The following is a 25,508-nucleotide window of genomic DNA, read 5'->3' as shown; positions in this document are numbered from 1 at the left end:
AAATTTTTAAAAAAAAAGAAAAAAGAAAGAAGATTTAGTATAAAGCAGGGATTTTAACTCCCATTTTAGCTCTTCTTTCACGTTCTGCAGTGTTTTTGTCTTTTTTACCTTTAGCTAATTTTTCAAGTAAAGGAAGACCAGGTTTTACTTCGTCCATTGGTTTAGTTTCGATTAAACCAGCTGAAACAGCTGCTTTAAATACACTGTCACCATCGTCAGTTCTGGTTAAAACAGTAGACCATCCGTCAGGAGATCCTACAGAACCGGTTGATACGTCAGCCCATTCAGCTACGTAATCTTGACAGATGTTACAACCTGCTTGTTCGTAACCGTGGGTTTCTTTGATAGCTAAACCAGAGTCTTCACCATCTTTAGTTAACCAGAATTTTCCTTTACCGATGTCCATTTTAGTAGCATCTTGTAAGCTGTCAAATCCTAATTTTGCAGTAGCAAAGGTGTCAAGAGAAGCCATAGGGAAGTTTTCCATACAGTAGATACCGATGATTAATTTTACTTTTTCAGCGACAAATCTAGTGAATGGATAAGCTTGTGCTTTTCTTAAACCTTGGGTTTGACATGGAGTTGATACTACACCAACTTTTTCTAATCCGTATTGACGTGTTGCTTCTTTTAATGCGGATAAAGTTGGGGACATGGAGTATTTAGTACCTGCTGCAGCAATAACTTCATCAGAGGAAGTTACTACAGTAGGAATTGGTCTCCAATCGTCGTCAGGAGTTCCAGCTACAACTGCACCTTCAATGATACCTTCATCGAGTGCGTAACAGAGTAAAGCTGAAACAATTCCTCCGTCTTGTGATACATCTAGAATTTTTTTATCAGTAGATCTTGCAGATAATGCTTCTTTATAAGTACCTAATGGCATATCCATTCCTCCTAAAGTCCTGTTTCCTTTTTAATTCTTTCTACAGGTAACCAAGATCTTGGACACATCATGTAGCAAGAACCACATTTAATACATCTGTCTCTGTCACAGCTAGGTCTACCTTCAGAAAAGCCCATTGCCCTTGTAGGACAAGCAAGAGCACAAGTTCCACAACCAGTACATAATCCTTGGCGGATTACATTGGTTAATACGTCACAACCACATCCTTTATCACATGCAGCCCAATCCATTGCTGGTTTTAAGTAATCTAAATCGCCTTCGCATAATGCAACGACAGCTTTAGCAATCATTTCAGGTGCTACAGGACAACCAGGAAGTGCTAAATCTACTTTTACTAATGAACTAATTGGTAAGAAAGATTCGTGTTTAGGTTGTGCTTGTTGACCACCACGAGCAAAAGTAGTGAAACAACCAGTTAAAGCACAGGAACCGAATGCACAAATTAAGCCAGATTTTTTCCTTGCTTCTAAGATTTCGTGGACACTGTGTTCATCTTGTAAACATACAGATCCTTCAATTAAACATAAGTCCATTTCTGGCATTTCTTCAGCATAAGTACCATGAATCCATTTATCAACTAAAGTTTGTCCATATACGATTTCAACCATGTCAGTTAAAACAGTGGATAATATGTCATAGTTTTCGGTTAAAGACATTGCATCCCCAGTACAACCACTTAAGTGTATGTAACCAATACGTGGTTTTGATGAAGCAGCTTTAGTTTCTTCTGCAGGAGCAGCTTCAACTTTCTCTTCTACAGGAGCAGCTTCAACTTTTTCTTCTACTTTTGGTGCTTCTTCAGAAGAACCACCGAAAGCTTTTTTCAATTTATCAAACATTATTTTACCCCAATTTCTTTTAAAATAATATCAATAGCTTTAGGAATCGCCTTTGTAACAGGTTCTGTTAAACCCATATCAACATCCGGAGTTGGAATCTCAGCTGGTTTACAACCAACAATAACTACTTCACATTTTTGAGAAATTTCTTGAAGAGGATTTTCCACGGTCATTCCATGAGGATTATCATATTTTCCTTTTTGCATAACATTTGGATCAAATACATCTACGGTTCCAGGCTCAGCATTAAATTCAACCACATCCAATACGATGAGTTTTTTCCAATCATACTCTTCGTATAGTGGGAAGAAATTAGTTGGAGCCGCAGTTCCACCATCAATGAATTGAACCCCTTCAGGTAACTCAATACCATCAAATTTTTGCTTAATTTGCTCTAAAATCTCTTTATCGAATTCATCCTCTACATATGAAGTAACAGCTGGATCATAATAGTCATTAGCATCATTTGTATATTTTTGCAAAATGTTTATAAGAATAGGACCGAATCCATCATCTTTAAATAAAACATTTCCACAACCGATGACGATTATATCCGAATCATAAGGCATTTAATTCCTCCAAGTTACTTAGATTCTCACCATTTCATTTTTAAGAATGGATTTGTCTTCGTCGTCAACTACCATTACGTGAGTAGCACATGATAAACATGGGTCGTATGCCCTAATTACATGTGGACCGAACTCGTGAGAGAATCCTTCAGTTGCAGGACCCATAGTTGGAATGTTCCATGTAGTTGGTACAATTGCAGAGTAGAATTTAGTTTTTCCTTCTACAACTTGTGCCATGTGTACGTCAGTACCTCTAGGACCTTCGATTACACCAAATCCAAGTTCTCCAGTTCCTCTTTTATCGTAACTTACGTTTGCAGGAGCGGATGTGTCAAGTGCATCTAATGCTTCCATACATGCGTCGTAGTTTTTCAACATTTCGTCAGCACGTGCAACGTGTTGTGCGATTACACCTTTGTCTTTAAATCCTTGGAATTTTTCCATTCTTGCTCTAGGACCGGTTTCTACGTTATTACCTTCCCATAAAGGAATTACGGAACAAGCTCTGGTACCAATTTCTGGATCATCATACCATGCTTCTGGTAAAACTTCAGAGAATTTGTCCATATCGAATTCGTTAGTACCGTAAGTAGCATCCATAGCCATTAATGGTTGGTCGACTACACCTAAATCTTTTGGTAAACCTGCGTCGAGAACGAGTCCTTTGATGAAATCAATGTGTTCTTCGAGTTTTGGTCTGAGTGCAGTCATTCTTTCGACTAATCTTTCTTTAGTGAATGGAGTAATGTTTCTTGCCATACCACCTACTCTGATATCAGCAGGGTGGATTCCTTCACCAGCACACATATCTACTACGTATTGAACAGTTTTTCTGATTTCACTTACACTGTCAACTGCAGTTGCGAAATTACTTTCGTTAGTAATATCTGGAGCAACTAAGAAGTGGTGAATTGCTGCACTGTTAATACCGTGTGCTGCTGCGACAGCTTTTCTTAACAATTTACCTGCTTTAGGAATTTCAATACCTAATGCCATGTCCATTGCTTCAGCGGAAGCTAATGTGTGTGGAATTGGACATACTCCACAAATTCTTTGACATAAAACAGGTGCTGTTTCAGGAGCTTTGTTAAGAACCATCTTCTCTAAACCCCTAACAGGAGTTATACTAAAATACATACCTTTTGTAACTATCCCTTCATCGTCAACTTCCATGACCAATTCGGCATGGCCTTCTTGACGAGTTGTTGGAGATATAACTACTCTATCTTTCAAATATGTCACCTCAATTATTAGCAATTAGAAACTAACATTAATTATTTATAAATATTATTATTAATAAATTATGCCACAAAAAATTAATCGAAATATATATAAGAAATAAAAGACTTAATTTAAATATTATACATAATATATATTCAAAGGAGGGAAAAAATTGGATAAAGCAAATATTATAATTTCAATTATTGTTGTGTTATGTATCGCAGCAGCTGTTGCAGCATACGGAATAACAAATAGTGACAGTCCAATATTCTCCGACTTATCCAGTATGTCCGCTAACAGTAATAATGGAAACGGACTCGGCAACAGCACTCCTGCTGGAAACGGAAGTGGATCTTCTGTAGCTACTACTGATGGAGGAAGCAGCGGTTCAGGATCTGGAAGTTCATCATCAGGTTCAGGATCCGGATCAGGAAGTGGTAGTGGCAGTAGCAGCGGTTCCGGATCAAGCTCTAGAGGAGGCAGTGGCTCTGGATCAAGTTCAAGTACACATTTATCATATTCCACAGCACAAAGTATTGCAAATAGTGCTGTAGGAGAACCAGGATGTTATGCTGGAAACGTATATTATTCTGGTGGATATTGGTATGCTACCATTTATGATGAAGATGGAAATGCTGTAGACAGCATTGGTATTAATGATGCAACAGGTAGTGTAAGTAGAATGTAAGGATTTTTTTAATCCTTTTTTTATTTTTTAATAAAATAGATAAATATATATAATAAAAAAAATAGATTTATTATTGTTGTATATGAAGGGCCCGTAGCCTAGCTGGATAGGGCGTCGGACTTCTAATCCGAAGACCCCGGGTTCAAATCCCGGCGGGTCCGCTCTTATTACAATTTAACTTTTTTTAAATGATTTTTTCACAGAATTAATAATTATGGGCTTGTAGCCTAGTCTGGAAGGGCGTAAGACTCCTAATCTTAAGATCGAGGGTTCAAATCCCTCCAAGTCCGTATTTAATTTTAAAAATTATCTAAAGTGATGACTTTTTCTTTTTTTGATTTATTTAATTTTCTATCAAAAGAAATCTGACCGTATTTACCCCCGCCGCCAGGAATAACATCAATATCATTATTCCTAAATGATTCTATAGCAGGAGCAACATTTGTATCGATTCTGCTAATTTCTTCTATTGGAACGTTTAATAATACTTCAATTTCTGTTTTAAAATTATCTATTAACTTTTGCCATATGCCCTGAACCGTTTTTGTAGTAACGCCTTTTCCATAAATTGTTGAAATCAACTCTGCAAGAGGCATCAGATGAACGTAATCCGGCCTGAAATCAGGATGTTTCGGCTGATTATAATCGGCAATTTCAGATATTCTAAAATCAACCCCTTTTTTAACTGTTCCGCCGCAGCTGCATTTCATCTTATTTTCACGTGCAATTGCAGGATCAATAAGTTTATAGCATTTGGTACATGCAGTCATGTGATATTTACCCAAGTTAGGGATAAGACCATAATTTGCTTTGATATCCCTATGTTTAATAGCATGTTTTATTGAAGAAAATGAAATATCTCGAAGCTCGATTTGATTAAACTCACGGCCCAATCTATGGGGCCATGGTGAATGTGCATCTGAATTAGTAAGAAACGGAAAATCTTTAAGTTCATCTACTGTATCTGCCATAAATGTATCTGCAGAAAGTCCAAGCTCTACAAAATCCGGTTTTTTACCGTAACAGTCATAAATACTATCAAAGGACTTATACATCCCTGTCCATGGGGTGAATGCATGTGCCGGTCCGATTAAACAGTCATAATCTCTGACCAACTCCAAAAGTTCAGCGCCGCCCAATTGAGTTTTAGGTCTTCCGTCGGAAGCCTTATTTTTAGAAGGCAACTTCTGGGACAATTCACGGGCAATATCAATGTCTGGAATAATAATTAAATGATGAATCCTGTTTTTTCCTTCAACTTCCACCGTTAAAACAAAATTCATATCATCTAACGTATAGATTCCGTCACCCGAATAAGATGTTTGCGCCTCAATCATATTCAGCCAGGCAGGATGAAATGCATCACCGGTACCCAGAAGCTGCAATCCCTTCAACTTTGATTTAGGCGCCATATTCTCAATTAGCATGTCTTTAGATGAAGCCATTGAAAAACAGCTGTGAACATGAAAATCAGCATTTATCAACATGATTAATTGTTAGAAAATTGTCTTATATTAACTTATCCAATAACTTTTTAACATCGCAAATATGACATTTCTCATTTTTAGGATACAAATCAACCCCCAAATCATCATTTTGAGGAGATTTATCCAAATTTTTTAAAAAATAGTTTGTTTTTTCAATCAGTTCGATAATCTGTTTTTGATTTGTAGGATAGGCAAGCTTCAATGTTGGAATATCTGAATCATTAATAATTTTTAAAATAAGGCTGTGAGCGTTATTGCATGAGTTTCCACCAAATAAAATCAGGTCGTTCAAAGCATTATACATTGGAATGCGATTTTTAGGTCGTTTACCTATTACAATAGCCGCATCGGCTTTATCAGCCACTTTGGAAAATAAGATTATCCTACTTTTAACACCAGAAGGCATTTCACTAGTAGTATATTTTGAAATGACATTGTCAAAAATCAGATTTCCCTCACAAATGTCCATATTATCATATTTTGAAAAATTGGAGGGAGATAAATAACTATGTCTATTTTTTTCAATCAATGGAATGACAATCATGGATGCGTCGGGAACTACAACAATATTCATGAAAAAAAGTAAAATAAAAATATATTGGTTTAACCAATATATCTTAAATCATCAGCATTTCCTGCATTAGCTTTATTAATCATATCCTGTTCCATTTGTTGAGCTTTAGCAATCATTTGTCTTGTTTCTTCAGCTCTTTCTTCTAATTTATCAACATTAATATCAAAATTAAGTAATATGGACAATTTATTCAATATTGCCTCTGCAGATTCGGCATCAATAAAGTAACCTAAAGTTTCACCCATCAGACAGGATCCAGGAATTCCCTGGCGAACGCCTAACCCCAAAAATAAACCGGATGCACCAACAATGCCCCCATCGTTGGATCTAAGTTCAATATCAATTTCCTTTAGTAATTCAGCATTCTCTTCATTAGTAGCTGCACCGAAAACTTTAGGAGATTCTGGAGGCTGGCCTGTAACCATTCCACCTAATGTGTAAATCCTATCAATACCATACTGTTTGACAAATTCCAAAATATCCTTACAGACAAGGTATTGACCTTCAGGGGATAAAGATTGAGTATTGCCGACAAGAATAATTAAATCCAGATTATCTTCACCAACTTCTCTTAAATAATACAGTTCATTTTTCATGTTTTCAATTATCCCATCCTCTTTAACAATAACTTGTGGAGGGAAAGTTGGAGAATAAATTTCAGCAAATTTTGTAGCTCCTAACTCATCAATCATGTGGTCAGCAGCCAATTTACCAACATGTCCAAGACCAGGTAATGCTTCGATAAAAATAGGATTATCTAATTCAATGTCTTCTAAAACAGTTATTTCAGTAGTTTTCATACCCAATTACTCCTTCATTGATTCTTTTTTTAATATTCTACGATATTTACCATATTTATCCTCAACAGAAAATTTAGGAGGATAAATCACTTTAAGCTTGCCTCCGCATTTAGGACAAGCATCCTTTAAAGTATAAATACCGCATTCAGGACATTTATTCATTTTCATATTCATAAGAATCTAATTATCTAATTCTCTTAAAAATGAACCATTTCCATTAGATTCTTCGACAACTGCAATACATCTGTCAGCAGCAGCTTTGAGAGCTTTTTCTGCCAATATATAATCAGTAGATTTTACAGTAATCCTGTATCTTGGTGCCCCAACACATTGAACTTTAATTTCCTCTTCCTCATCGCCGTTATCTTCAGCAGCTTTCAATGCAGCGATGATAATTTCAACACCGTTAGGTACGAAAGTTTCAATATCTACATAACCGCTGATATGGACTTCCGGAGGAGTAATATTTTTCTTAGCTACTTCAGTAATAGCATCTGCCCAATCCTGAGGGATTCCTTCTTCAGTAAGTGATTCTGCACCTTCATCAGAAGCAGTTTCAAAAGCACCATAAACATCACCGAAGATGTCCATAAGTTCATAACCTACTTCATCGTAAGCAGCGTCCAAATCTTTATCTAATGATTTAGCAGCCAATTCTAAGAATTTTTCAGCTTTTTGCTCGATTTTCCAATGTTGGATTTTTTTAGTTCTTTGATCTTCACGGATTCTTTTTAAGGAAGCATCAACATGCCCTTTTTTAGGATTAACTCTGAGAACACGACAGACGATTTTTTGGTTTTCTCTTACATGATCTCTGATATTTTTAACCCAACCGGAAGATACTTCAGAAATATGAATAAAAGCTTCTTTGCCCTGATATTCTTCTAATTTAGCAAAAGCCCCATAATTAAGAACTTTATAAACAGTACCTACAATAAGTTCTCCTTCATCAGGCCATTCTTGACTTTTTCTTACCATACTCTCACCAACATCAATAAAAATTATAAAAAAATAAGTAAAAAATAAGTTTAAAACTAGAAATCTAGTTTAAAACTTTTTCAATGTGTGCGGTGATTTTAGCTTTAGCACCGCGAGATTTGACAAGAGTTTTACCACAAATAATACATTTTACATCAGATGCTGCACGATCAAATATTACTTGTTCATTGTCACAATCTAAACATTTAACTTTTAAAAAGTTTCCTCTACCTTTACTAACCATGTTAATCACCTATTTTGCTACAAATTCAGGTTTTCCTGTTCTGAAAGATTGTTTAATGTGAGATTTACCACATTCTTTGCATTTAAGTCTTAAGTCTAATTTTTTAACTGGTTTGTTTCCAGCAGGTAAAGGCCTTGGATAACCTCTGTAACCAGCAGTTACACGTCTGAATTGTCTTTGTCCCCAAGTTAACTCACTAGCTTTTCTTTTTTTTGCAGTGTGAACCTCATGTACTGTGTGTCTTTTACAATGAGGACAGTATGTTCTTTTTTCTTTTGGTATTTTCATTTTTCCACCGTTTTACACTATAAAGTGTTTAATTAATAAATCATTGTCAACCCATTCATGAATTTATCTAAACTGACATCTAATTAAAAAACGTTAGAGATTAAAACTGCTTTGTAACGCATCAAGTCTACAAACAGCAAAAATCCAAATTATATAAAATATAATTTTTTAGTATCACAAATAGATATGCTCTTTATTTATGTTTAATAAGTTATATAAAGTTAATGGAAAAACAGCTAAATTTTCACTTGACGACCTTTTCGATTTTTGAAAAATATTTTTGCATTAACCATCGGCAAAGTCACTAAATCCTGAGGTCTGAACGGACCATAAACCTTTTCATCAACACCCACAATAGGACCTACCTCATCAAAAACCAACATTGTAACCAATTCTGTGTCCTTAGCAATTTTTTTAGATTCAAAATCATAAAATTCATCAGATTCATCAGCTGCATTAGGATTATCTTCAATATTAGTTTCTTTTGGTTTTACAATTGGTTTTTCTTTTTTAGCCTGATTAATTTTGGAATTGATGATTTGCTTTTCGATTGGCTCTGGCTTTTCATCAACAATGACTTTGGCCTTGTTGATTTCATCTAACCTGTTTAACACTTCATCATCAGTTTTTGGAGTTTCCTTGGAAGAATCTAAAGTATTGGTTTGCGGTTGGCTAGGTTTGACCACTTTATGTTTTTTGTCATCATCATCTTCAGATAACTTTTCTAAAGAGATATTGCCCCTATGGTTTTTTAGTGTCTCGATTAAAGAATAATAGAATTTCTCCTCTTCAGGAGTTAAATTTAGGGGAGTTGTATCAACCAAATCAAACTGAGGTTTTCCAGTGAAAAGATGATATGACCTGTGGATATTGACTACGGCAGATTCTGTGATTTTTTTCTCACGCCTTTCACAGATATCGGTAGCAACCATCTGAGCATTCTTAAGTATGCTATGAACATTAGAAAACGGATCTTCCATTGCCCTTTTTCTTAAATCATCTAAATACTCATGAATATCAGTATAAAAAGTCTCATCTACACGAGCTAGAGTACCGTTGTTACGTTCCTTCTTTTGAACATTACGTAAAGTCTGATAAAATTGGTCGTCCACTTAATATCCTCTTAAAAAATTGTTAAAATAAAAAAAGTTAAAACAAATGAAATTTATTCATCTGTTTCTAATCTAGGAGCAAGCAAGAAACTTAGTTTACCGTCACCGGTAACCATAGTAAGAGTTAAACTTAATGGCATGTCAGTACCTAAACCAATTTCAGCTTCCTCTGAAAATTTATCCGCTTTAAGCATTTCTCTAATTTTATCCAGTGAGAACAAAGATTTTGCATGTTCATTGATATTTTCACCATGGAGATATTTGATGCTTGCATCACCAAATTCACCATCTGCAGATGCAATAAAGTAATCTTCATCAACCTGGAATGCAATTTTATCTGAAAAGATATCAATATCATTAATACAGTCTTTTAATATAGAGAAACGTACTTTGAATGAAGTTGGATGTTCGATTTGAGGTGGAACAGGGTTATCATATTCCATATCAATCAATCTTATTTTGAAAGTCCTTGTTGCATCTCCTTCAAAAGTAATGATAAAGTTTCCTTCATCAACAGACATCAAAACTCTGTCTTGAGATTTTGCACGTTTGAGAACTCTCATAAATTCATCAGTATCAATATTAATTTTTTCAGGAACATCACAAATGTATTCATCAAATAAACTGGCTTTAAGTTCCAAATGTACGAAAGTTATATGACTGCGGTCTAAGGCATCTAATCTCATGCCTTCACTATCAGTTTGGATTTGTACTTCATCAACAATGGATGAAATAGCATCAAAACTGGTTTTTAGTATACTAGAATCACTTAATTCTGCTTTAAACATAACTAATCCTCTAATTAATAATGTCTATATATCTATTTTTTATATATAATAAATTTATCTTTTTATTAATTATTCATTAGCTGCCTTTTTCATTGATGAAACATATTCACGTAATGGTTCTTTAGCATTTTCACCGTGCTGCTCAATTATCTTAACAATTGCACTGCCAACAATTACACCATCAGCAATCTGACCAATTTGAGTTGCCTGTTCGGGAGTATTTATTCCAAAACCGACTGCCAACGGCAAATCTGTAACATCCCGAATGTCCTTTATTATTGCATTTAAGTCTGTTTTAATCTCAGAACGCATTCCAGTCACACCTAAAGATGAAACAATATAAATGAAACCTGTTGCATCACTGGCTATTTTTTGAATTCTTTCTTTTGAAGTTGGAGCGATAAGTGAGATAACATCAACATCATTTTTCAAAGCAATATCTTTAATTTCACCTTTTTCTTCAAAAGGCAAATCAGGAGAGATAATCCCATCAATTCCCAAATCATTGCATCTTTTAAAGAATTTTTCATAACCGTAAAAGAAAACAGGATTAATATATGTTAAAAATACAATCGGAACATCAGTTTTGGCTCTAACCTTTTCGACAATGTCAAACACATCATCCGTTGTTGTGTTGTGTTTTAACGCCCTTACATTAGCATCCTGGATAACAACACCTTCAGCCATAGGATCTGAGAACGGAATGCCAATTTCTATTAAATCACAACCGGCTTCTTCCATCGCCAGGATATATTCAACAGTTTTTTCACAAGTCGGATCTCCTGCGGTTAAAAAACCTATGAATGCTTTGCCATTTTTAAATGCATTAGCTATTTTACTCATTTAACTCAACTCCCCTGTATTGTGCAATTGAGCGAACATCCTTATCACCACGTCCCGAAAGACAAATCATAATAATATCATCCTTATCCATTTCCGGAGCTATTTTCATTGCATGTGCAACAGCATGAGCACTTTCAATAGCCGGAATAATGCCTTCCATTCTTGATAAATATTCAAAAGCTTCAACCGCCTCTTCATCATTAATCGGAACATATTCTGCTCTGCCAATATCTCTTAAATAAGCATGCTCAGGACCAACACCCGGATAGTCAAGGCCTGCTGAGACAGAATATACCGGAGCGATTTGACCGTAATCTCCCTGGTTAAAAATTGATTTCATTCCATGAAATATTCCTATTTTTCCGTTAGTTAAAGCCGCAGCATTATAAGGAGTGTCTACACCCTTGCCTCCCGCTTCACAACCGATTAATTTTACATCTTCATCGTCAATGAAATTATAAAATGCACCCATGGCATTACTTCCACCACCGACACATGCTACAACAGCAGTAGGCAACTTTCCTTCTTTGTCTAAAAATTGCTGGCGAGCTTCAGCACTTATAACTGCTTGAAAATCACGTACAATCATTGGAAACGGATGAGGCCCCATTGTAGAACCTATCACATAATTTGTATCATGAACTCTTGCAATCCAATCCCTAAATGCATCATTGACAGCATCTTTAAGAGTTTTTGTTCCTGATTTAACGGAATGCACCTTAGCTCCAAGCAGTTCCATCCTATATACATTTAAAGCTTGTCTTTCAGTGTCTACTTCGCCCATAAACACTTCACATTCCATATCCAATAGCGCAGCAGCAGTAGCGGTTGCAACTCCATGCTGTCCTGCGCCAGTTTCGGCAATTACTCTTGTTTTTCCCATTTTTTTAGCAAGCAATACCTGGCCTAAAACATTGTTAATTTTGTGAGCACCTGTATGGTTCAAATCTTCCCTTTTCAAATAGATTTTTGCTCCGCCCAAGTCTTCAGTCATTCTTTTTGCATAATACAACAAGGACGGCCTTCCGGCATATTCTTTTAATAAAGTATTCAATTCATCTACAAAATCAGGATCATTCATGTAATGATAATACTGCTCTTCAAGATATAACAACTCATTCATTAAAGTTTCAGATATGTATTGACCACCATACTCACCATATCTTCCATCATTCAATTTATAACCTCCATAATCTCTTTAATTTTATTTTCATCTTTAAATCCGTCAGTTTCAAGGCTTGAACTTAAATCAATAGCATATGGATTAAATTCTTCAATAGCTTTAACAACATTAGCTGAATTTATTCCACCTGCTAAGAAAAAGTCTTTTTTTAAATCTTTTCTAATCAGACGCCAGTCAAAGGTTTTTCCACTGCCTTTACCACTGTCCAATAACAGATAATCAGCTTGAGAATCATCATAGTTTAATAAATCTTCATTTTCTGACATCTCAATTGCATTGATAATTTTTAGCTTATTATTAGTTTTTTCTTTTAGAGCATTAATATACTCCTCATCTTCCGAACCATGAAGCTGCGCAATTTCAATTATTCCTCCATTGAACAGTTCCAATATTTCGTCTGCAGATGCATCAACAAAAACTCCGACAGAACTAATATTTGGGTCCAGATTATCCTTTAAATTTGATGCCAGTTCATGAGAAACCTGTCTTTTTGACTGTGCAAATACAAAACCTATATAATCAGGTTTATACTTATTTACAATTTCAATATCCTCCTGTCGGCGAATCCCGCAGATTTTAATCTTAACCATTTTTCAACTCCGAAATCATCAGCTTTTTATCATCACTTTTCATTAAAGTTTCGCCAATTAAAACAGCATCAACATTATTTTCTTTTAATCTCCTTACATCTTGAGGTGTTTTAATGCCACTTTCAGAAATAAATATGACATCGCCACTAACACATCTACGTAGATCAATACTATTTTCAATATTTACACTAAAATCAGTCAAGTCCCTGTTGTTAACTCCAATAATTTCAGCACCAACATTCAAAGCGGTCCGAACCTCATCACCGTCGTGAGTTTCAACAATGGCTGAAAGACCCAAATCATGAGCAAGGTCTAAAAATTTCTTTAGCTCAACAATTGATAAAATGGACACAATCAATAAAACACAGGAAGCGCCAAGCAGTTTTGCCTCCCAAATCATATACTCATCTATGACAAAGTCTTTTCTCAAAATAGGAATGCTTACATTTTGAGAAATTTCTTTTAAATAATCATTGGAGCCTTTAAAAAAGTAAGGTTCTGTTAAAACGGAAATTGCAGATGCGCCGGCAGCTTCATATTCTTTTGCAATAGCCAAATAATCAAAATCCTCAGCAATTAATCCTTTTGAAGGAGAAGCTCTTTTAACTTCGGCAATAATTGAAATTTCGTCCTCGCTTAAAGCCTGCTTAAAAGGAAACTCCTTTGTAATTTCTAATTTTTGAACTTCACTTTTGAGTTCTTCGAGGGACTTATTTTTCTTAGACTCTTCAATTCTCTGTTTTGTTTTCTCGACAATTTCATCCAACATAATAATCATCTGTTTGTACATTCAATAAATCTTTCAAGCTGTTCCAGCGCTTTTCCGGAATCAATAATCTCTTCTGCCATTTCAACGCCTTCCCTTAAAGATTCGACTTTGCCCGCAACATATAAACCTGCAGCGGAATTCAATAAAACCGCATTTCTTTTTGGACCTTTTTCACCATTTAAAATTGACAAAGTGATTTTGGCATTTTCTTTTGCATCACCGCCAACGAGATCATCTTTTGACGCCAATTCCATTCCAAAGTATTCCGGAGATATCTCATAAGTCATGATTTCACCGTCTTTAAGTTCACAAACTGCTGTTTTGTCACTTGCAGAAATCTCATCCATGCTGTCAAGACCATAAACGGTTACTGCAGATTTGACTCCTAAATTTTTTAAAACTTTTGTTAAAGGTTCTACAAGTTCTTTTTCATAAACTCCCAATACTTCCATACTGGCCCCTGCAGGACTGGTGAGAGGACCTAAAATATTGAAAATTGTTCTTATAGAAAGTTCTTTTCTCACTCCGGCAACATATTTCATGGCCAAATGATAGTTTTGAGCAAACAAAAAACACAAGTTAATTTCTTTTAGACATTTTAAGCTTTTTTCCGGTTCAATGTAAATATTAACACCTAATTCCTCAAGTACATCAGCAGCCCCGCATTTGCTGGATGCTGATCTGTTTCCATGCTTGGCTACCGGAACTCCTGCTGCGGAAATGACAATTGAAGATGTTGTTGATATATTAAACGTGTTTGAACCATCACCTCCAGTTCCAACAATTTCCAAAACATCCTCATCATTCAATAATCTAACACAATGAGCTCTCATAGCTTCGGCAGATGCAGTGATTTCGTCAATTGTTTCACCTTTCATGGACATTGCGGTTAAGTATGCGCTCATCTGCACCTCACTTGCCTCACCACTCATAATTTCATCCATAGTCTGGTAAGCTTCATCATATGTTAGATCTTGTTTTTTATACACTTTTAAAATAGCTTCCTTAATCATAAAATCCCCTTATCTACTTTTTCTAAAAAATTGCTTATAATTGTTAAACCATCAGGAGTCAATATTGATTCCGGATGGAACTGAAGTCCATATACATTAAATTCCTTATGTTTAACTGCCATGATTTCGCCATCATCCTTGGCTTTAGAGATGACCTCCAAACAATCAGGAACTGTATCTTTGACTAAACTCAATGAATGATATCTTCCAACATTGATTTCACTTGGAAGACCTTTAAACAGATAATCATAATCCAGAGAAATATCCGATGATTTTCCGTGCATCAACCTTTTTGCATGTGAAATATTTCCTCCAAAAGCTTCACAGATTGCCTGATGGCCCAAACAAACACCTAAAATCGGAATTTTATCATGAAATTCCAGGACAATATCTTCACAAATTCCTGCATTTTCAGGTTTTCCCGGACCTGGAGACAATATTATTGCATCCGGATTTAAATCATAAATCTCATCAATTGTTATTTTATCATTTCTAAAAACAGCAATATCTCTTTCGACCTCACCAATCAGCTGAAATAGATTATATGAAAAACTGTCATAATTGTCAATTAAAAGAATCATTCTATTCCCCCATCTGCAATTTTTAGTGCATTAATTACTGCTGCTGCCTTATTTAAGCATTCATCAAACTCTTTATCAGGAACGCTATCTGCAACAATACCTGCACCGGAACGTATGAAAACTTTATTATTTCTTGCAAAAGCTATTCTAATTGAAATGCAGGTATCTATATTCCCGCTTAAGTCAACATAACCTATTGCCCCACCATAAATTCCACGTTTGTTGTCTTCAAGTTCATTAATGATTTCACAAGCCCTAATTTTTGGAGCTCCGGATAATGTTCCGGCGGGAAGAATAGAATCAATAGCTACAAGTGAGTCCAAATCACTTCTTAAAATTCCGCTAACAGTGGATCCGATATGCATCACATGAGAAAATCTCTCAACAGACAAATATTTATCAACATGAACAGAACCTATCTCAGAAATTCTGCCGATATCATTACGTCCCAAATCAACCAGCATGTTATGTTCGGCCAATTCCTTTTCATCGGCCAACAATTCTTCTTCCAACTCCAAATCTTCCTTTTCTGTTTTTCCGCGAGGTCTTGTTCCTGCAAGCGGAAATGTGTATAATTTTTTATCTGTCAGTTTAACCAAGGTTTCTGGAGAAGCTCCAGCAATTTCAATATCATTACTTGAGAAATAAAACATGTATGGAGAAGGATTGGTGGTTCTTAAAACCCTATACGTGTCAAATAAACTTCCGGAGATGTCAGCTTCAATTCTGTTAGACAGTACAACCTGGAAAATATCTCCTTCTTTAATGTAATGTTTCGCTTTTAAAACCATATCACAATATTTTTCACGTGAAAATACAGGTTTAAAATCTGATTTTAATTTTAATGGTTCTATATCAGCTTTTTTACCATTTTTTATCAAGTCCGCAATGTCTTTTAATTCTTTACAAGCTTTTTGATAATTTCCATCCAAATCATCGGTTTTTATATTAGCAATTAAAATTATTTTTTGCTTAAAGTTATCAAAAGCAACAACTTTATCAAACAACATCAAATCAATATCTTTAAACTGATCCTGATTTTCAGCATCCAATTTTAGAGAAGGTTCGGCATATTTTATATAATCATAAGCAAAATAACCAACAAAACCACCAGTAAATGGAGGCAAATAATCTAGTTTTGGAGATTTGTTCTTTTTAACCAGATCTTTGATGATTTCGCTGGGATTATCGGTTTCGATAACCACTTCATTATCATTGAACTCCTCAAAGTTTTCATCACCTCTAATGCGGACAACACCGTTTTGACAGGTAAATTCCAATAGCGGATTAAAACCTAAAAAGCTGTATCTTCCCCATTTTTCAGCATCTTCAATACTCTCCAGCATATAACAATGGTTACTGATTCCTTTTAAAACTCTTAAAACCTCTACAGGAGTAGCTATATCTGAAAATAATTCATAAGATACAGGTATTCGCTTATACTCCTTATTTTTTGAAATATCTTTTACTTCTTCTAAACTTGGGGAAAACATATAATCACTTAATTTAATATTAGGACAATGTACTATTTAAAGCCTTGTTGTAACTTTTTGTACATTACAAAATTTTTTAAAAAAAATATTGTTACATTTTGTCCTGTTCCTGACTAAACTGAATAACAATCTTTTTAACTTCTCGACTTTCCAGATAAGGAAGTTTTTCAGAAATTTCCTTTTCCAAATTCTTATTTAACTCCAATCGTTTTTTAGCATACTCTTCACCCTCAAATTGACTCCTATACTGTTTATTTAAATTGGAATATTTGGTAATTAAAGGTTGAAGGATAGAACCAATATCTTTGTCGAGCTGGTCATTAATGATTTTTCTTTTGCGGATATCACTAATATAACCGACAACAGTTACAAAGAACCCTAAAACAGTTACTGTCAATGCAGGAACGAAAATCTTTTCATTGCCAATATATACAATTGTAACAACAATTCCGATAAATATAAGAGCGATTCCAATTTTCTTTAAATCCATGTTAAAACTCCTTTAAGAATATCTATGATTTTTTATTATTTAATTTTATTCAATTCCCCGATAATTGAAATTAATAAAATAACCGCAGAAACTACAGCCAAAATACTCATTACTGCAATTACAAGATTATTTGAAAATAATAACTGGTTAAAATCAGCTATCCTAATTATCTCGGCGAATAGATTGTTTAAAAAATGAGCAATAATAGGAACAAAGATATTTTCAGTTTTAATATACAGAATTGCCATACAAACCGCAAAAACAAACGCAGAAATAATGCTTCCAAAACTGTGAAGTGATGCAAAAAGCAATGAAGATATCAATACTGCAAATACTGTTGGAACGAACGGCTTCAGCCTATTTAAAAATACTCCCCTAAAGATTAACTCTTCAGATATTGGAGAAATAACAATTGTTGATACAAGACCGCCTATAATCGGGACATATCCAGATATTGACATTGAAGGAATTGAAAAACTGATAAGAAAATCCAGAAATGGAAAATTATTAATCAGTGCATTGGAAAAATACAGCATTCCATAAGAGAAGAAAATATTTAAAAACACGATTAGTAAAACATATTTTAACTGAATCTTATCAAATATGCCAATTATATCATTTTTTATCCATTTAAGAGAATTTTTTAATTTAAAAATGAAATAACAAATGATTATCAAATAAATCCACTTGATACTGCCTATACCAGCATAGTTTGACAGAACAAATAAAACTAGATAGACAATAATAATAAAAATCGAAAGGTTTTTAATTTTAATCTCCTTTAAAGCGTCATTAAATAAAGACATGTTACCAAAACTAGAATCATTATGTAAAAGATAAATTACATAGAAAAACAACACACTTTTTAACAAAACAACAAATAAAATACCAATTCCGAAATCTCATTCAATCGTTTTCAGTTAACACAAAAACATCTTCAATAGAACCTTTGCCCAAAATCTTTGTAATCTTATAGGCCAATAATAAGGAAGGATTATAACGAGCGTTTTCTAATGCGTTTATTGTCTGACGAGTCACGCCAACAGCTTCGGCAAGCTCCTGTTGAGTCATGCCTTTTTCGTGGCGAAACTGCCGTATTTTTGTTTCCATATGCTCACCTATCATATAATCTTCAGATTATATAGGTTGTATTAATATTTTTAGATAAAGTAATATAAATGTTTTGTAAATTATAATTAAAATATAATAGACAGAATGATTAAAATATATAATATAGATTAATGAATTAAAATGAGATGATAAAAAATGGCTATACATCCTATTGAATTTAGGTACGGTACCCCAGAAATGAAAAGAATATGGGAAGAAGAAAACAAACTGCAAAGAATGTTAGATGTGGAATCTGCATTAGCACAGGCTGAAGGAAAACTAGGAATAATTCCTCAGGAAGTTGCTGATGAAATTGCCGCTAAAGCTACAACAGAATATGTAAAATTAGAAAGAGTTAAAGCTATTGAAGCTGAAACTAACCACGACATTGCTGCACTTTCCAAAGGAATCACAGAAGTATGTGAAAATGGCGCAGGAGAATATGTGCACTTCGGAGCAACATCTAACGATATTGTAGACAGTTCAAATTCATTGCTTATTCGTGACTCAATTGAAGTTTTAAAAGAAAAATTAGAAAGATTAACCAAAATAATGCTCAAATTAACTGAAGAAAATAAAATGAAAGTATGCATCGGACGTACACACGGACAACATGCGCTTCCGACAACCTACGGTATGAAATTCGGTATTTGGGCTGATGAACTTCACAGACAATACGAAAGATTGAAACATGCTGAAGGAAATGTCTGTATCGGTATGATGGACGGTGCTGTAGGAACCACCGCCGCATTAGGTGAGCAAGGTTGGGAAATCCATAAAACCGTTGCTGAAATATTAGGCCTTCCTGCCGCTACAATTACAAACCAAGTTGTTCAAAGAGACAACCATGTAGAGTTTATTAGCGTGCTCGCAAATATCGCAAGTACCCTTGATAAAATCGGATTGGAAATTAGAAGCCTTCAAAGAACTGAGCTAATGGAAGTCGGAGAATATTTCGATCCTGAAAAACAAGTCGGAAGCAGTACAATGCCACACAAAATGAATCCGATTACTGCTGAAAGGATTTGTGGTGTTGCAAGAATCATCAAATCATATGTTAATGCAGCATTAGACAACAACCCTCTCTGGCATGAAAGAGATTTGACCAACTCTTCATGTGAAAGAATCATGTTCCCTGAAAGCTGTATACTAACCGATTACATCTTAAACTTGACAATTAAATTAATGAATAACTTAATATTCTATGATGAAAACATTGAAAGAAACCTGAACTTGACTAACGGGTTGATTATGGCTGAAAGATTGATGGCAGAACTTACACGTGCAGGAATGGGAAAACAGACCGCATATGGAATTGTAAGAAAAAATGCAATTAAAGCCAATAAAGAAAAATTACTCTTAGGAGAACTGATTTTAGAAGATGAGGAAGTTCAAAAATATTTAACCGAAGATGATGTTGAAAAAATTATGGACCCTCACACCTATGTCGGATCAATCTCCATAATCATTGACGAATTGCTTGAAAAATCTAAAGACTGGTTCTAGGTGAAAAAATGAGCACAAGTATTAAAGAGTTAAAATCAGTGAATTTGGCTTCATTTACAATAATTATGACCGCTATTGCAGTACTGTTTTCAATAATCTCTTCAATAGCTATCGTAATAGGAATTGGAATTGCAAGTCCAGGTTCTATTGGAGTGTCACTGTACCTCATCCCAACAATAATTGTAGGTACTTTCATGTATACAATCTACAATGCATTCTGTGAAGGTTTCCTTTTTAACATTATATCTAAAAAGGTAAATACAATCAAATTGGCATTTGCAGATGAAAAAGAACTAATTAAAGTTTCAACTACACAAACAGCAATCATAATTGCAATGATAATAACAATACAGGTAATATTGATTTATTTGGCATCATCCTTCATTTTACCATTGCTGCTTAGTTCAATAATGCAAACTTTAATGTTTTCCGGCCAGGAAATGATAGCATACAGCATTTACCAAATATTAATGCTTATAAGTCAACCAATGATTATTGCAATGATAATATTCGGCACATTTATAATTTCATTCGTGTTTGTTTTGCTTGGAACTTACATTTACAATATCCTTGCAAATACTGGAAGAGGTGCGGTATTTAACTTAACAAAAGAAGATAATATGACTGCAATCGAATCTATAGACACCTTGAAATTAGGTATTGTTTTTGCAGTGGTTGGAGGTGTATTAAACTTAATCAGTGCATTAATAACATTAATCAGCGGTGGAGAAATCTTATCCTTCCTTATTAATGTTATTGTAGGATTTATCAGTTTATTTATATATGGTATCCTTATAGCAATATTCTATAATTTCCTTGCACCGAAACTTGGAAAAATAAAATTGGAATTAATTGATCAATAGACCAATTAATTTTTACTCTTTCTTTTTATTTCAGGCACATATCTTTTAAGCATTAAAGATAATGTGATGACAGTAACCGAACTCATTGCCATAGCCAAACCCGCTAAAGCCGGTTCAAATGTTATACCAAATGCAGGGTATAAAACACCTGCTGCAATAGGAATCAGAATTGAATTGTATGCAAATGCCCAGAATATATTTTCTTTAATTCTTCTCATTACTTTTTTAGAAAATTGGACTGCTGCAACCACATTTTCCAAATCCCCTTCCATTACAACAATATCTCCGCTTTCCATAGCAATATCTGTTCCATTACCCATGGCAACACCAATATCTGCCTGTGTTAATGCAGGAGCATCATTAATTCCATCTCCCACAAACAATACTTTTTTGGTATGATTTGCCTGTGTTTCTTTTACAATGCTCAATTTATTTTCAGGCAGAACTCCAGCACGTACATTATCAATTCCAACTTCACGGGCAACATTGAGTGCTGTTGATTCATTGTCACCTGTGAGCATATAAGTCTCAACACCCATCTTATGCAATTCGTCGATTGTTCTTTTGGAATTAGCTTTGATTTTATCAGACAAACTCAAAATACCTTTTACGGATTTATCCTGTGCAATGAAAATTATGGTTTTGCTTAAGCTTTCAAGTTCATGGTATTTGTCGATTGATTCATCTGAAACATCAATATCATTAGACTGCATTAACGCCAAATTGCCTGCAAAAACATCACTTCCATTTATTTGGGCTTTCAAACCCTTACCTGTGACATTTTCAAAAGTGCTTGTTGAATCGAATTCCACACCCATCTCTTTAGCTTTATTAACAATTGCTTTTGCAATAGGATGATTGGAATTCTGTTCCACACTGGCTGCAAGCTGGATTAATTGACTGTCAGATATTCCATAAGCAATTATATCGTCAACTTCAGGTTTTCCTTCTGTTATTGTTCCGGTTTTATCAAAAGCAGCCACATCAATTTGTCCGGCATTTTCTAAAGTATCACCATTTTTAATTAGAATACCGAACTCAGCCGCCCTTCCAACACCAACAGTAACTGCGGTCGGAGTGGCCAGTCCCAATGCGCATGGACAGGCAACTACCAAAATTGAAATTAGACATGTTAATGAGAACAACAAAGAAGCTCCCAATACAAAATACCATATTAGGAATACAACGAGAGCTATTGTTAAAATTACAGGAATAAAATAACTTACAATTGTGTTTGCAAATTTCTGAACAGGAGGTCTTGAGGATTGTGCCTTTTCAACTAAACGGATAATATTTGACAATACAGTTTCTTTTCCGATTTTTTGTGCTTTAATATATAACACACCGTCCTGGTTAATTGTTCCTGCAAATACTTCTTCACCATCTTTTTTAACTTTAGGTATTGGCTCACCATTAATCATTGACTCATCGACATATGATTCCCCGCCAACAACATCACCATCGACAGGAATCTTGTCTCCAGGTTTTACTAACAACAAGTCATCTATTACAATATCTGCAATTGAAACTTCTTTTTGAGATGCAATTTCACCATTTTCATCGAGTTCTATAGCTGTTGCAACAGTAGGTTGAAGACCAATTAACTCCCTTATTGAATCTGAAGTTCTTTTTTTAGCTCTTGCTTCGAGATACCTTCCAATCATTAAAAATGAAGGAAGCATTACAGCGGAATCGTAAAACATGAAAGAATGGTCTAAAACAATGTGAAAAGTACCTAAAATACTTGAAACGTATGCCACCATAATACCCATGGAATACATCACATCCATATTCAGATTTTTGTGCATTAATCCATTTCCACCAGCTTTTAAGATTGGTAAGGAAACATATAAAAATGGAGCAATACTTACAAGCAAGGATAATAATCCCATTGAAGATATATTCAGTCCGGTTGACTGTTTAATGGAATCTGTTAGACCCATTAACGGATCCCATCCACTAAACATTAAAATCATTAAGATAGCTGAAAATATTAAACCTACAATGATTCTGTTACGCTTTTCGGCCAAATCTTTCTGATAAATAGCTTCTTCATCAATTTCGCTTTGCCCTTCAACTCCTAAAAGTTCAAAGCCCAGTGATTCGATTACTTTTTCAATTTCATCCAAATCCACTTTAGATGAATCATACCTTATTTTTGCAGACTGAGAGGTCAAATCTGCTTTAACATCAAAAATACCATCCAATCTTATTAAAAAATTCTCAACATTCATTGTACATGAAGCACAATGCATACCCTGAATTCTTAAAGTCATCTCATCTGAATGGAGTTCAAAACCTAAGTTTTTAACTAATTTATCCATTTCATCATAAGAAACTTTTTTGGGATTAACGGTAATGTGAAGCTTATTTGAAGCCAAATCGGCATCAACATCTTCCACACCGTCAACCTTTTCGAAAGTTTTATTTACACTTAAAACACAGGATGCACAATGCATACCTTCAATCGGAACGTCCATGTGTTTTGACTTTGCCATGACAATCCCCCATTAATTATAACAATAGTTTTATATTTATCTATAATAAAAGTTTAGGTAAAACAAAAAGTCATTTATATATTACATCAATTTCACTATGAGGAATGGTTCTTCTAAATTTCACTTTCGGATAGCCGATTACAAAAGAAGAATACATGTGTTTGTCTGAATCGATTTCTGGGAAAAATTCCATTAGCCGATCGTGGTCAATTTCATCAGCTTTTAAAATGAACAGAGAATAAAATCCTCCAAGACCTAAAGAATAAGCAAGCAATTCCAATCTGGTATTAGCTATAACAGCACTTGTTTTATCAGTTGAAAAAGTTAAAATAAGCTGTTTTCCCTCCCACAACAGAGGATGGAATTCTTTTGAAGAGGAATCCTTTAAATAATCTCCAAATTCTTCGATTCTGAAAAATTTTTCCTCTTCGATTTTAATAATATCATATACAAGATTCATGAATTCATCTAATTTTTCATCCAAAACGACAAATTCAACATCCTGTTCGTTTTGTGCTGATGGTGAGTAATAAGCAGCTTCAAATAATTTATCAAATGTTAATTTATCTATTTTTTTATTTTTAAACCAGCGGACAGACCTTCTTTGTTTTAAAAACTGAAGCAAATCATCGTAGCCAACTGGGATTTTTCGGGGATTATACTCAACTATCCTATCTTCATTTCCCTGAAATGCTTTTAGAGTTATCGCTCCCACCTTACATACAGCCATACAATGACCACATTCAAAACAGTTGCTGCCTGTTTCAACAGCGAAGTCATTGACTACAATATTGTCTCGAATACATACTTTTGAACATTGACCGCAGGCATTACAAAGATCTTCATCAATGATTAACTTCATTTTACTATAACACCATCTTGAATAACATTTAAAATATTCTCATTATCGCTTAAAACAGAAATATCCTCTAAAGGATTTGAATTTACCAAAATTAAATCAGCAGCATAGCTTTCTTTAACCAAACCCAGGTTGTCCTGGCCTAAAAATTCTGCTGCTTTGACTGTTCCACTGGCTATTGCCTCTTGAGGAGACATTCCAATATCAACCAAGTGGACCAATTCTTCTAAATTATGACCATGAGGAATTACGCCACTGTCTGTACCCATTAAAATGTTTACGCCTTCCTCATAGGCAACGGCAATATTTTCTTTGTGAACTTTAACGATTTCCTTTAATTTTTCTGTTTTCTCATCGGCGTAACTGTCCCATGCAGGAAAACCGTTTTCATATAAAAATTGATGGACCAAAAGTGTTGGAACCAGATTAACATCCTTTTCAACCATCTTTTTAGCTGTTTTCCTATCAATAAAAGTACCATGCTCAATTGATGTAAATCCTGATTTAATACAATTGTTCATTCCTTTGAGACTATGGCAATGGGCTGAAACACCCATATTGTTTGCAGAAGCTTCTTTAACAATAGCCTTAAGTTCCTTTTTATTAAATTGTGGAAATTCCGGCGAAGTATTTGTAGTTAAAACTCCTCCACTGCACATTACTTTAATAAAATCAGCGCCTGCCCTTTTAACTTCACGAGTCTTTTTTATGACCTCTTCAACACCATCACATCTTCCCTTTGGAAAACCAGGATACATTATCTCCATATCAAAGCCGGAGGGTAAAAACAAATCGAAATGACCACCAGTCATGACCAGAGGAGTAATTGACAGATGGATTTTTGGAGCAGGGAATAATCTTCTCTTTTGAGCTAATTTAAAACTTAAATCAGCAGACCCGCAATCCCTAATTGAAGTAACACCTGCATTTAATGTTTGTATAGAATGGGGAACTGCATTATAGAAATGAATTCCCAAAGGATTTGCCATGTTTTCCTGTTTGTGAAAACCCTTTGCAAAAATATGCGTATGGCAATCTATAAATCCCGGAAGCAAATAATTATCTTGCCCATCAACTAAATTGGCATCTTTAACATTAATTTTTGAAGAGGAAATTTCCTTAATTATATTATTTTCAATTAAAACATTTTGTGAAGTTTTAACTTCTTCAAATGGATTAATGATGTTTACGTTTTCAATTAGAGTTTGCATATTA

Annotated in this window: 29 protein-coding genes and 2 tRNA genes; 5 read left to right on the top strand and 26 right to left on the bottom strand. The window is 34.5% G+C overall.

The genetic code is table 11. From position 1 onward, the window contains the following. Positions 1-34 precede the first annotated feature (34 nt). From frhB to frhA, 4 genes are read right to left on the bottom strand one after another with little or no spacing between them, the layout of a single operon-like run. The gene (gene frhB / locus IJL02_RS07790; RefSeq protein ID WP_292814447.1) at positions 35-886 is read right to left on the bottom strand and encodes a coenzyme F420 hydrogenase subunit beta; all 852 of its coding nucleotides are present in this window, start codon (positions 884-886) and stop codon (positions 35-37) included. 11 nt (positions 887-897) lie between these two features. After that, entirely contained in the window at positions 898-1,746 is an 849-nt protein-coding gene (gene frhG, locus IJL02_RS07785) for a coenzyme F420 hydrogenase subunit gamma (RefSeq protein ID WP_292814444.1), read from the bottom strand. Continuing rightward, on the bottom strand, positions 1,746-2,315 hold the full coding sequence (gene frhD / locus IJL02_RS07780) for a coenzyme F420-reducing hydrogenase, FrhD protein (RefSeq protein ID WP_292814440.1): 570 nt from the start codon (positions 2,313-2,315) through the stop codon (positions 1,746-1,748). Before frhD ends, frhG begins: the two co-directional genes overlap by 1 nt. A gap of 18 nt (positions 2,316-2,333) precedes the next feature. After that, positions 2,334-3,548, bottom strand: coding sequence for a coenzyme F420 hydrogenase subunit alpha (frhA, locus tag IJL02_RS07775; protein WP_292814437.1), 1,215 nt, complete (start codon positions 3,546-3,548; stop codon positions 2,334-2,336). Positions 3,549-3,708: 160 nt separating this feature from the next. On the opposite strand from frhA, the gene IJL02_RS07770 reads away from it, so the two are divergent. The 3 genes from IJL02_RS07770 (at position 3,709) to IJL02_RS07760 (ending at position 4,514) form a co-directional block, all read left to right on the top strand. After that, positions 3,709-4,224, top strand: a complete 516-nt coding sequence (locus IJL02_RS07770) for an endoglucanase (RefSeq protein ID WP_292814433.1) — start codon at positions 3,709-3,711, stop codon at positions 4,222-4,224. 87 nt (positions 4,225-4,311) lie between these two features. Then, positions 4,312-4,385 (top strand) — tRNA-Arg (locus IJL02_RS07765). Between the two features lie 55 nt (positions 4,386-4,440). After that, positions 4,441-4,514 (top strand) — tRNA-Arg (locus IJL02_RS07760). 9 nt (positions 4,515-4,523) lie between these two features. On the opposite strand, the gene IJL02_RS07755 is transcribed toward IJL02_RS07760, so the two are convergent. The 19 genes from IJL02_RS07755 to IJL02_RS07665 all read right to left on the bottom strand — a co-directional run bounded on the left by IJL02_RS07755 (position 4,524) and on the right by IJL02_RS07665 (position 18,567). After that, positions 4,524-5,711: a TIGR00375 family protein gene (locus IJL02_RS07755; protein WP_292814429.1), complete on the bottom strand. Its 1,188-nt coding sequence runs from the start codon at positions 5,709-5,711 to the stop codon at positions 4,524-4,526. 22 nt (positions 5,712-5,733) lie between these two features. Next, positions 5,734-6,285: a DUF2112 family protein gene (locus tag IJL02_RS07750; RefSeq protein WP_292814426.1), complete on the bottom strand. Its 552-nt coding sequence runs from the start codon at positions 6,283-6,285 to the stop codon at positions 5,734-5,736. A 29-nt stretch (positions 6,286-6,314) separates the two neighbouring features. Further along, positions 6,315-7,085 carry a proteasome assembly chaperone family protein gene (locus IJL02_RS07745; protein WP_292814423.1) on the bottom strand — a complete coding sequence of 257 codons (771 nt, stop codon included), beginning with the start codon at positions 7,083-7,085 and terminating at the stop codon, positions 6,315-6,317. A gap of 6 nt (positions 7,086-7,091) precedes the next feature. After that, positions 7,092-7,259 carry an RNA-protein complex protein Nop10 gene (locus IJL02_RS07740; protein ID WP_292751336.1) on the bottom strand — a complete coding sequence of 56 codons (168 nt, stop codon included), beginning with the start codon at positions 7,257-7,259 and terminating at the stop codon, positions 7,092-7,094. Between the two features lie 6 nt (positions 7,260-7,265). Next, a complete protein-coding gene (locus IJL02_RS07735) occupies positions 7,266-8,063 on the bottom strand; it encodes a translation initiation factor IF-2 subunit alpha (protein WP_292814418.1) in 798 nt (265 codons plus the stop codon). 64 nt (positions 8,064-8,127) lie between these two features. After that, entirely contained in the window at positions 8,128-8,307 is a 180-nt protein-coding gene (locus IJL02_RS07730) for a 30S ribosomal protein S27e (protein WP_067044971.1), read from the bottom strand. A 9-nt stretch (positions 8,308-8,316) separates the two neighbouring features. Next, entirely contained in the window at positions 8,317-8,595 is a 279-nt protein-coding gene (locus IJL02_RS07725; protein ID WP_292739056.1) for a 50S ribosomal protein L44e, read from the bottom strand. A gap of 236 nt (positions 8,596-8,831) precedes the next feature. Then, a complete protein-coding gene (locus IJL02_RS07720) occupies positions 8,832-9,707 on the bottom strand; it encodes a hypothetical protein (RefSeq protein WP_292814416.1) in 876 nt (291 codons plus the stop codon). 53 nt (positions 9,708-9,760) lie between these two features. Next, a complete protein-coding gene (pcn, locus tag IJL02_RS07715) occupies positions 9,761-10,495 on the bottom strand; it encodes a proliferating cell nuclear antigen (pcna) (protein WP_292814411.1) in 735 nt (244 codons plus the stop codon). 69 nt (positions 10,496-10,564) lie between these two features. Beyond that, complete coding sequence (trpA, locus tag IJL02_RS07710) at positions 10,565-11,338, bottom strand: tryptophan synthase subunit alpha (RefSeq protein WP_292814407.1); 774 nt, start codon at positions 11,336-11,338, stop codon at positions 10,565-10,567. After that, on the bottom strand, positions 11,331-12,515 hold the full coding sequence (gene trpB, locus IJL02_RS07705) for a tryptophan synthase subunit beta (RefSeq protein ID WP_292814404.1): 1,185 nt from the start codon (positions 12,513-12,515) through the stop codon (positions 11,331-11,333). The genes trpA and trpB overlap by 8 nt, the downstream gene beginning before the upstream one ends. Further along, on the bottom strand, positions 12,512-13,111 hold the full coding sequence (locus tag IJL02_RS07700; RefSeq protein ID WP_292814400.1) for a phosphoribosylanthranilate isomerase: 600 nt from the start codon (positions 13,109-13,111) through the stop codon (positions 12,512-12,514). The genes trpB and IJL02_RS07700 overlap by 4 nt, the downstream gene beginning before the upstream one ends. After that, positions 13,104-13,880: an indole-3-glycerol phosphate synthase TrpC gene (gene trpC, locus IJL02_RS07695; RefSeq protein ID WP_292814397.1), complete on the bottom strand. Its 777-nt coding sequence runs from the start codon at positions 13,878-13,880 to the stop codon at positions 13,104-13,106. Before trpC ends, IJL02_RS07700 begins: the two co-directional genes overlap by 8 nt. Before the next feature lie 5 nt (positions 13,881-13,885). After that, positions 13,886-14,893, bottom strand: coding sequence for an anthranilate phosphoribosyltransferase (gene trpD / locus IJL02_RS07690; RefSeq protein WP_292814394.1), 1,008 nt, complete (start codon positions 14,891-14,893; stop codon positions 13,886-13,888). Then, entirely contained in the window at positions 14,890-15,474 is a 585-nt protein-coding gene (locus IJL02_RS07685; RefSeq protein WP_292814391.1) for an aminodeoxychorismate/anthranilate synthase component II, read from the bottom strand. The genes trpD and IJL02_RS07685 overlap by 4 nt, the downstream gene beginning before the upstream one ends. Then, positions 15,471-16,967, bottom strand: a complete 1,497-nt coding sequence (gene trpE / locus IJL02_RS07680; protein ID WP_292814387.1) for an anthranilate synthase component I — start codon at positions 16,965-16,967, stop codon at positions 15,471-15,473. The genes IJL02_RS07685 and trpE overlap by 4 nt, the downstream gene beginning before the upstream one ends. Positions 16,968-17,058: 91 nt before the next feature. Then, positions 17,059-17,457, bottom strand: coding sequence for a hypothetical protein (locus tag IJL02_RS07675; protein ID WP_292814384.1), 399 nt, complete (start codon positions 17,455-17,457; stop codon positions 17,059-17,061). A gap of 35 nt (positions 17,458-17,492) precedes the next feature. Beyond that, positions 17,493-17,918 carry a CPBP family intramembrane glutamic endopeptidase gene (locus IJL02_RS07670; protein WP_292814381.1) on the bottom strand — a complete coding sequence of 142 codons (426 nt, stop codon included), beginning with the start codon at positions 17,916-17,918 and terminating at the stop codon, positions 17,493-17,495. A 445-nt stretch (positions 17,919-18,363) separates the two neighbouring features. Continuing rightward, positions 18,364-18,567: a helix-turn-helix transcriptional regulator gene (locus IJL02_RS07665; protein WP_292814377.1), complete on the bottom strand. Its 204-nt coding sequence runs from the start codon at positions 18,565-18,567 to the stop codon at positions 18,364-18,366. Between the two features lie 156 nt (positions 18,568-18,723). Here IJL02_RS07665 and purB point away from each other — a divergent pair, with 156 nt between their 5' ends. Next, positions 18,724-20,073 (top strand): adenylosuccinate lyase, encoded by a 1,350-nt coding sequence (gene purB, locus IJL02_RS07660; protein ID WP_292814374.1) that lies wholly within the window; start codon positions 18,724-18,726, stop codon positions 20,071-20,073. Between the two features lie 8 nt (positions 20,074-20,081). After that, entirely contained in the window at positions 20,082-20,936 is an 855-nt protein-coding gene (locus IJL02_RS07655; RefSeq protein ID WP_292814371.1) for a hypothetical protein, read from the top strand. A 5-nt stretch (positions 20,937-20,941) separates the two neighbouring features. Here IJL02_RS07655 and IJL02_RS07650 read toward each other — a convergent pair whose 3' ends face one another. From IJL02_RS07650 to IJL02_RS07640, 3 genes are all read right to left on the bottom strand, one after another. Further along, positions 20,942-23,434: a heavy metal translocating P-type ATPase gene (locus IJL02_RS07650; RefSeq protein ID WP_292814368.1), complete on the bottom strand. Its 2,493-nt coding sequence runs from the start codon at positions 23,432-23,434 to the stop codon at positions 20,942-20,944. Between the two features lie 70 nt (positions 23,435-23,504). Then, entirely contained in the window at positions 23,505-24,296 is a 792-nt protein-coding gene (locus tag IJL02_RS07645) for a nitroreductase family protein (RefSeq protein WP_292814363.1), read from the bottom strand. After that, a complete protein-coding gene (locus tag IJL02_RS07640; protein WP_292814360.1) occupies positions 24,293-25,504 on the bottom strand; it encodes an amidohydrolase family protein in 1,212 nt (403 codons plus the stop codon). Before IJL02_RS07640 ends, IJL02_RS07645 begins: the two co-directional genes overlap by 4 nt. Between the last annotated feature and the right edge of the window lie 4 nt (positions 25,505-25,508).

It is taken from the genome of Methanobrevibacter sp. (assembly GCF_017427765.1).
Taxonomy (GTDB): domain Archaea; phylum Methanobacteriota; class Methanobacteria; order Methanobacteriales; family Methanobacteriaceae; genus Methanocatella.
The sequence above is the reverse complement of the archived record's forward strand: the minus strand, read 5'-3'. Positions and strand labels throughout refer to the sequence as shown.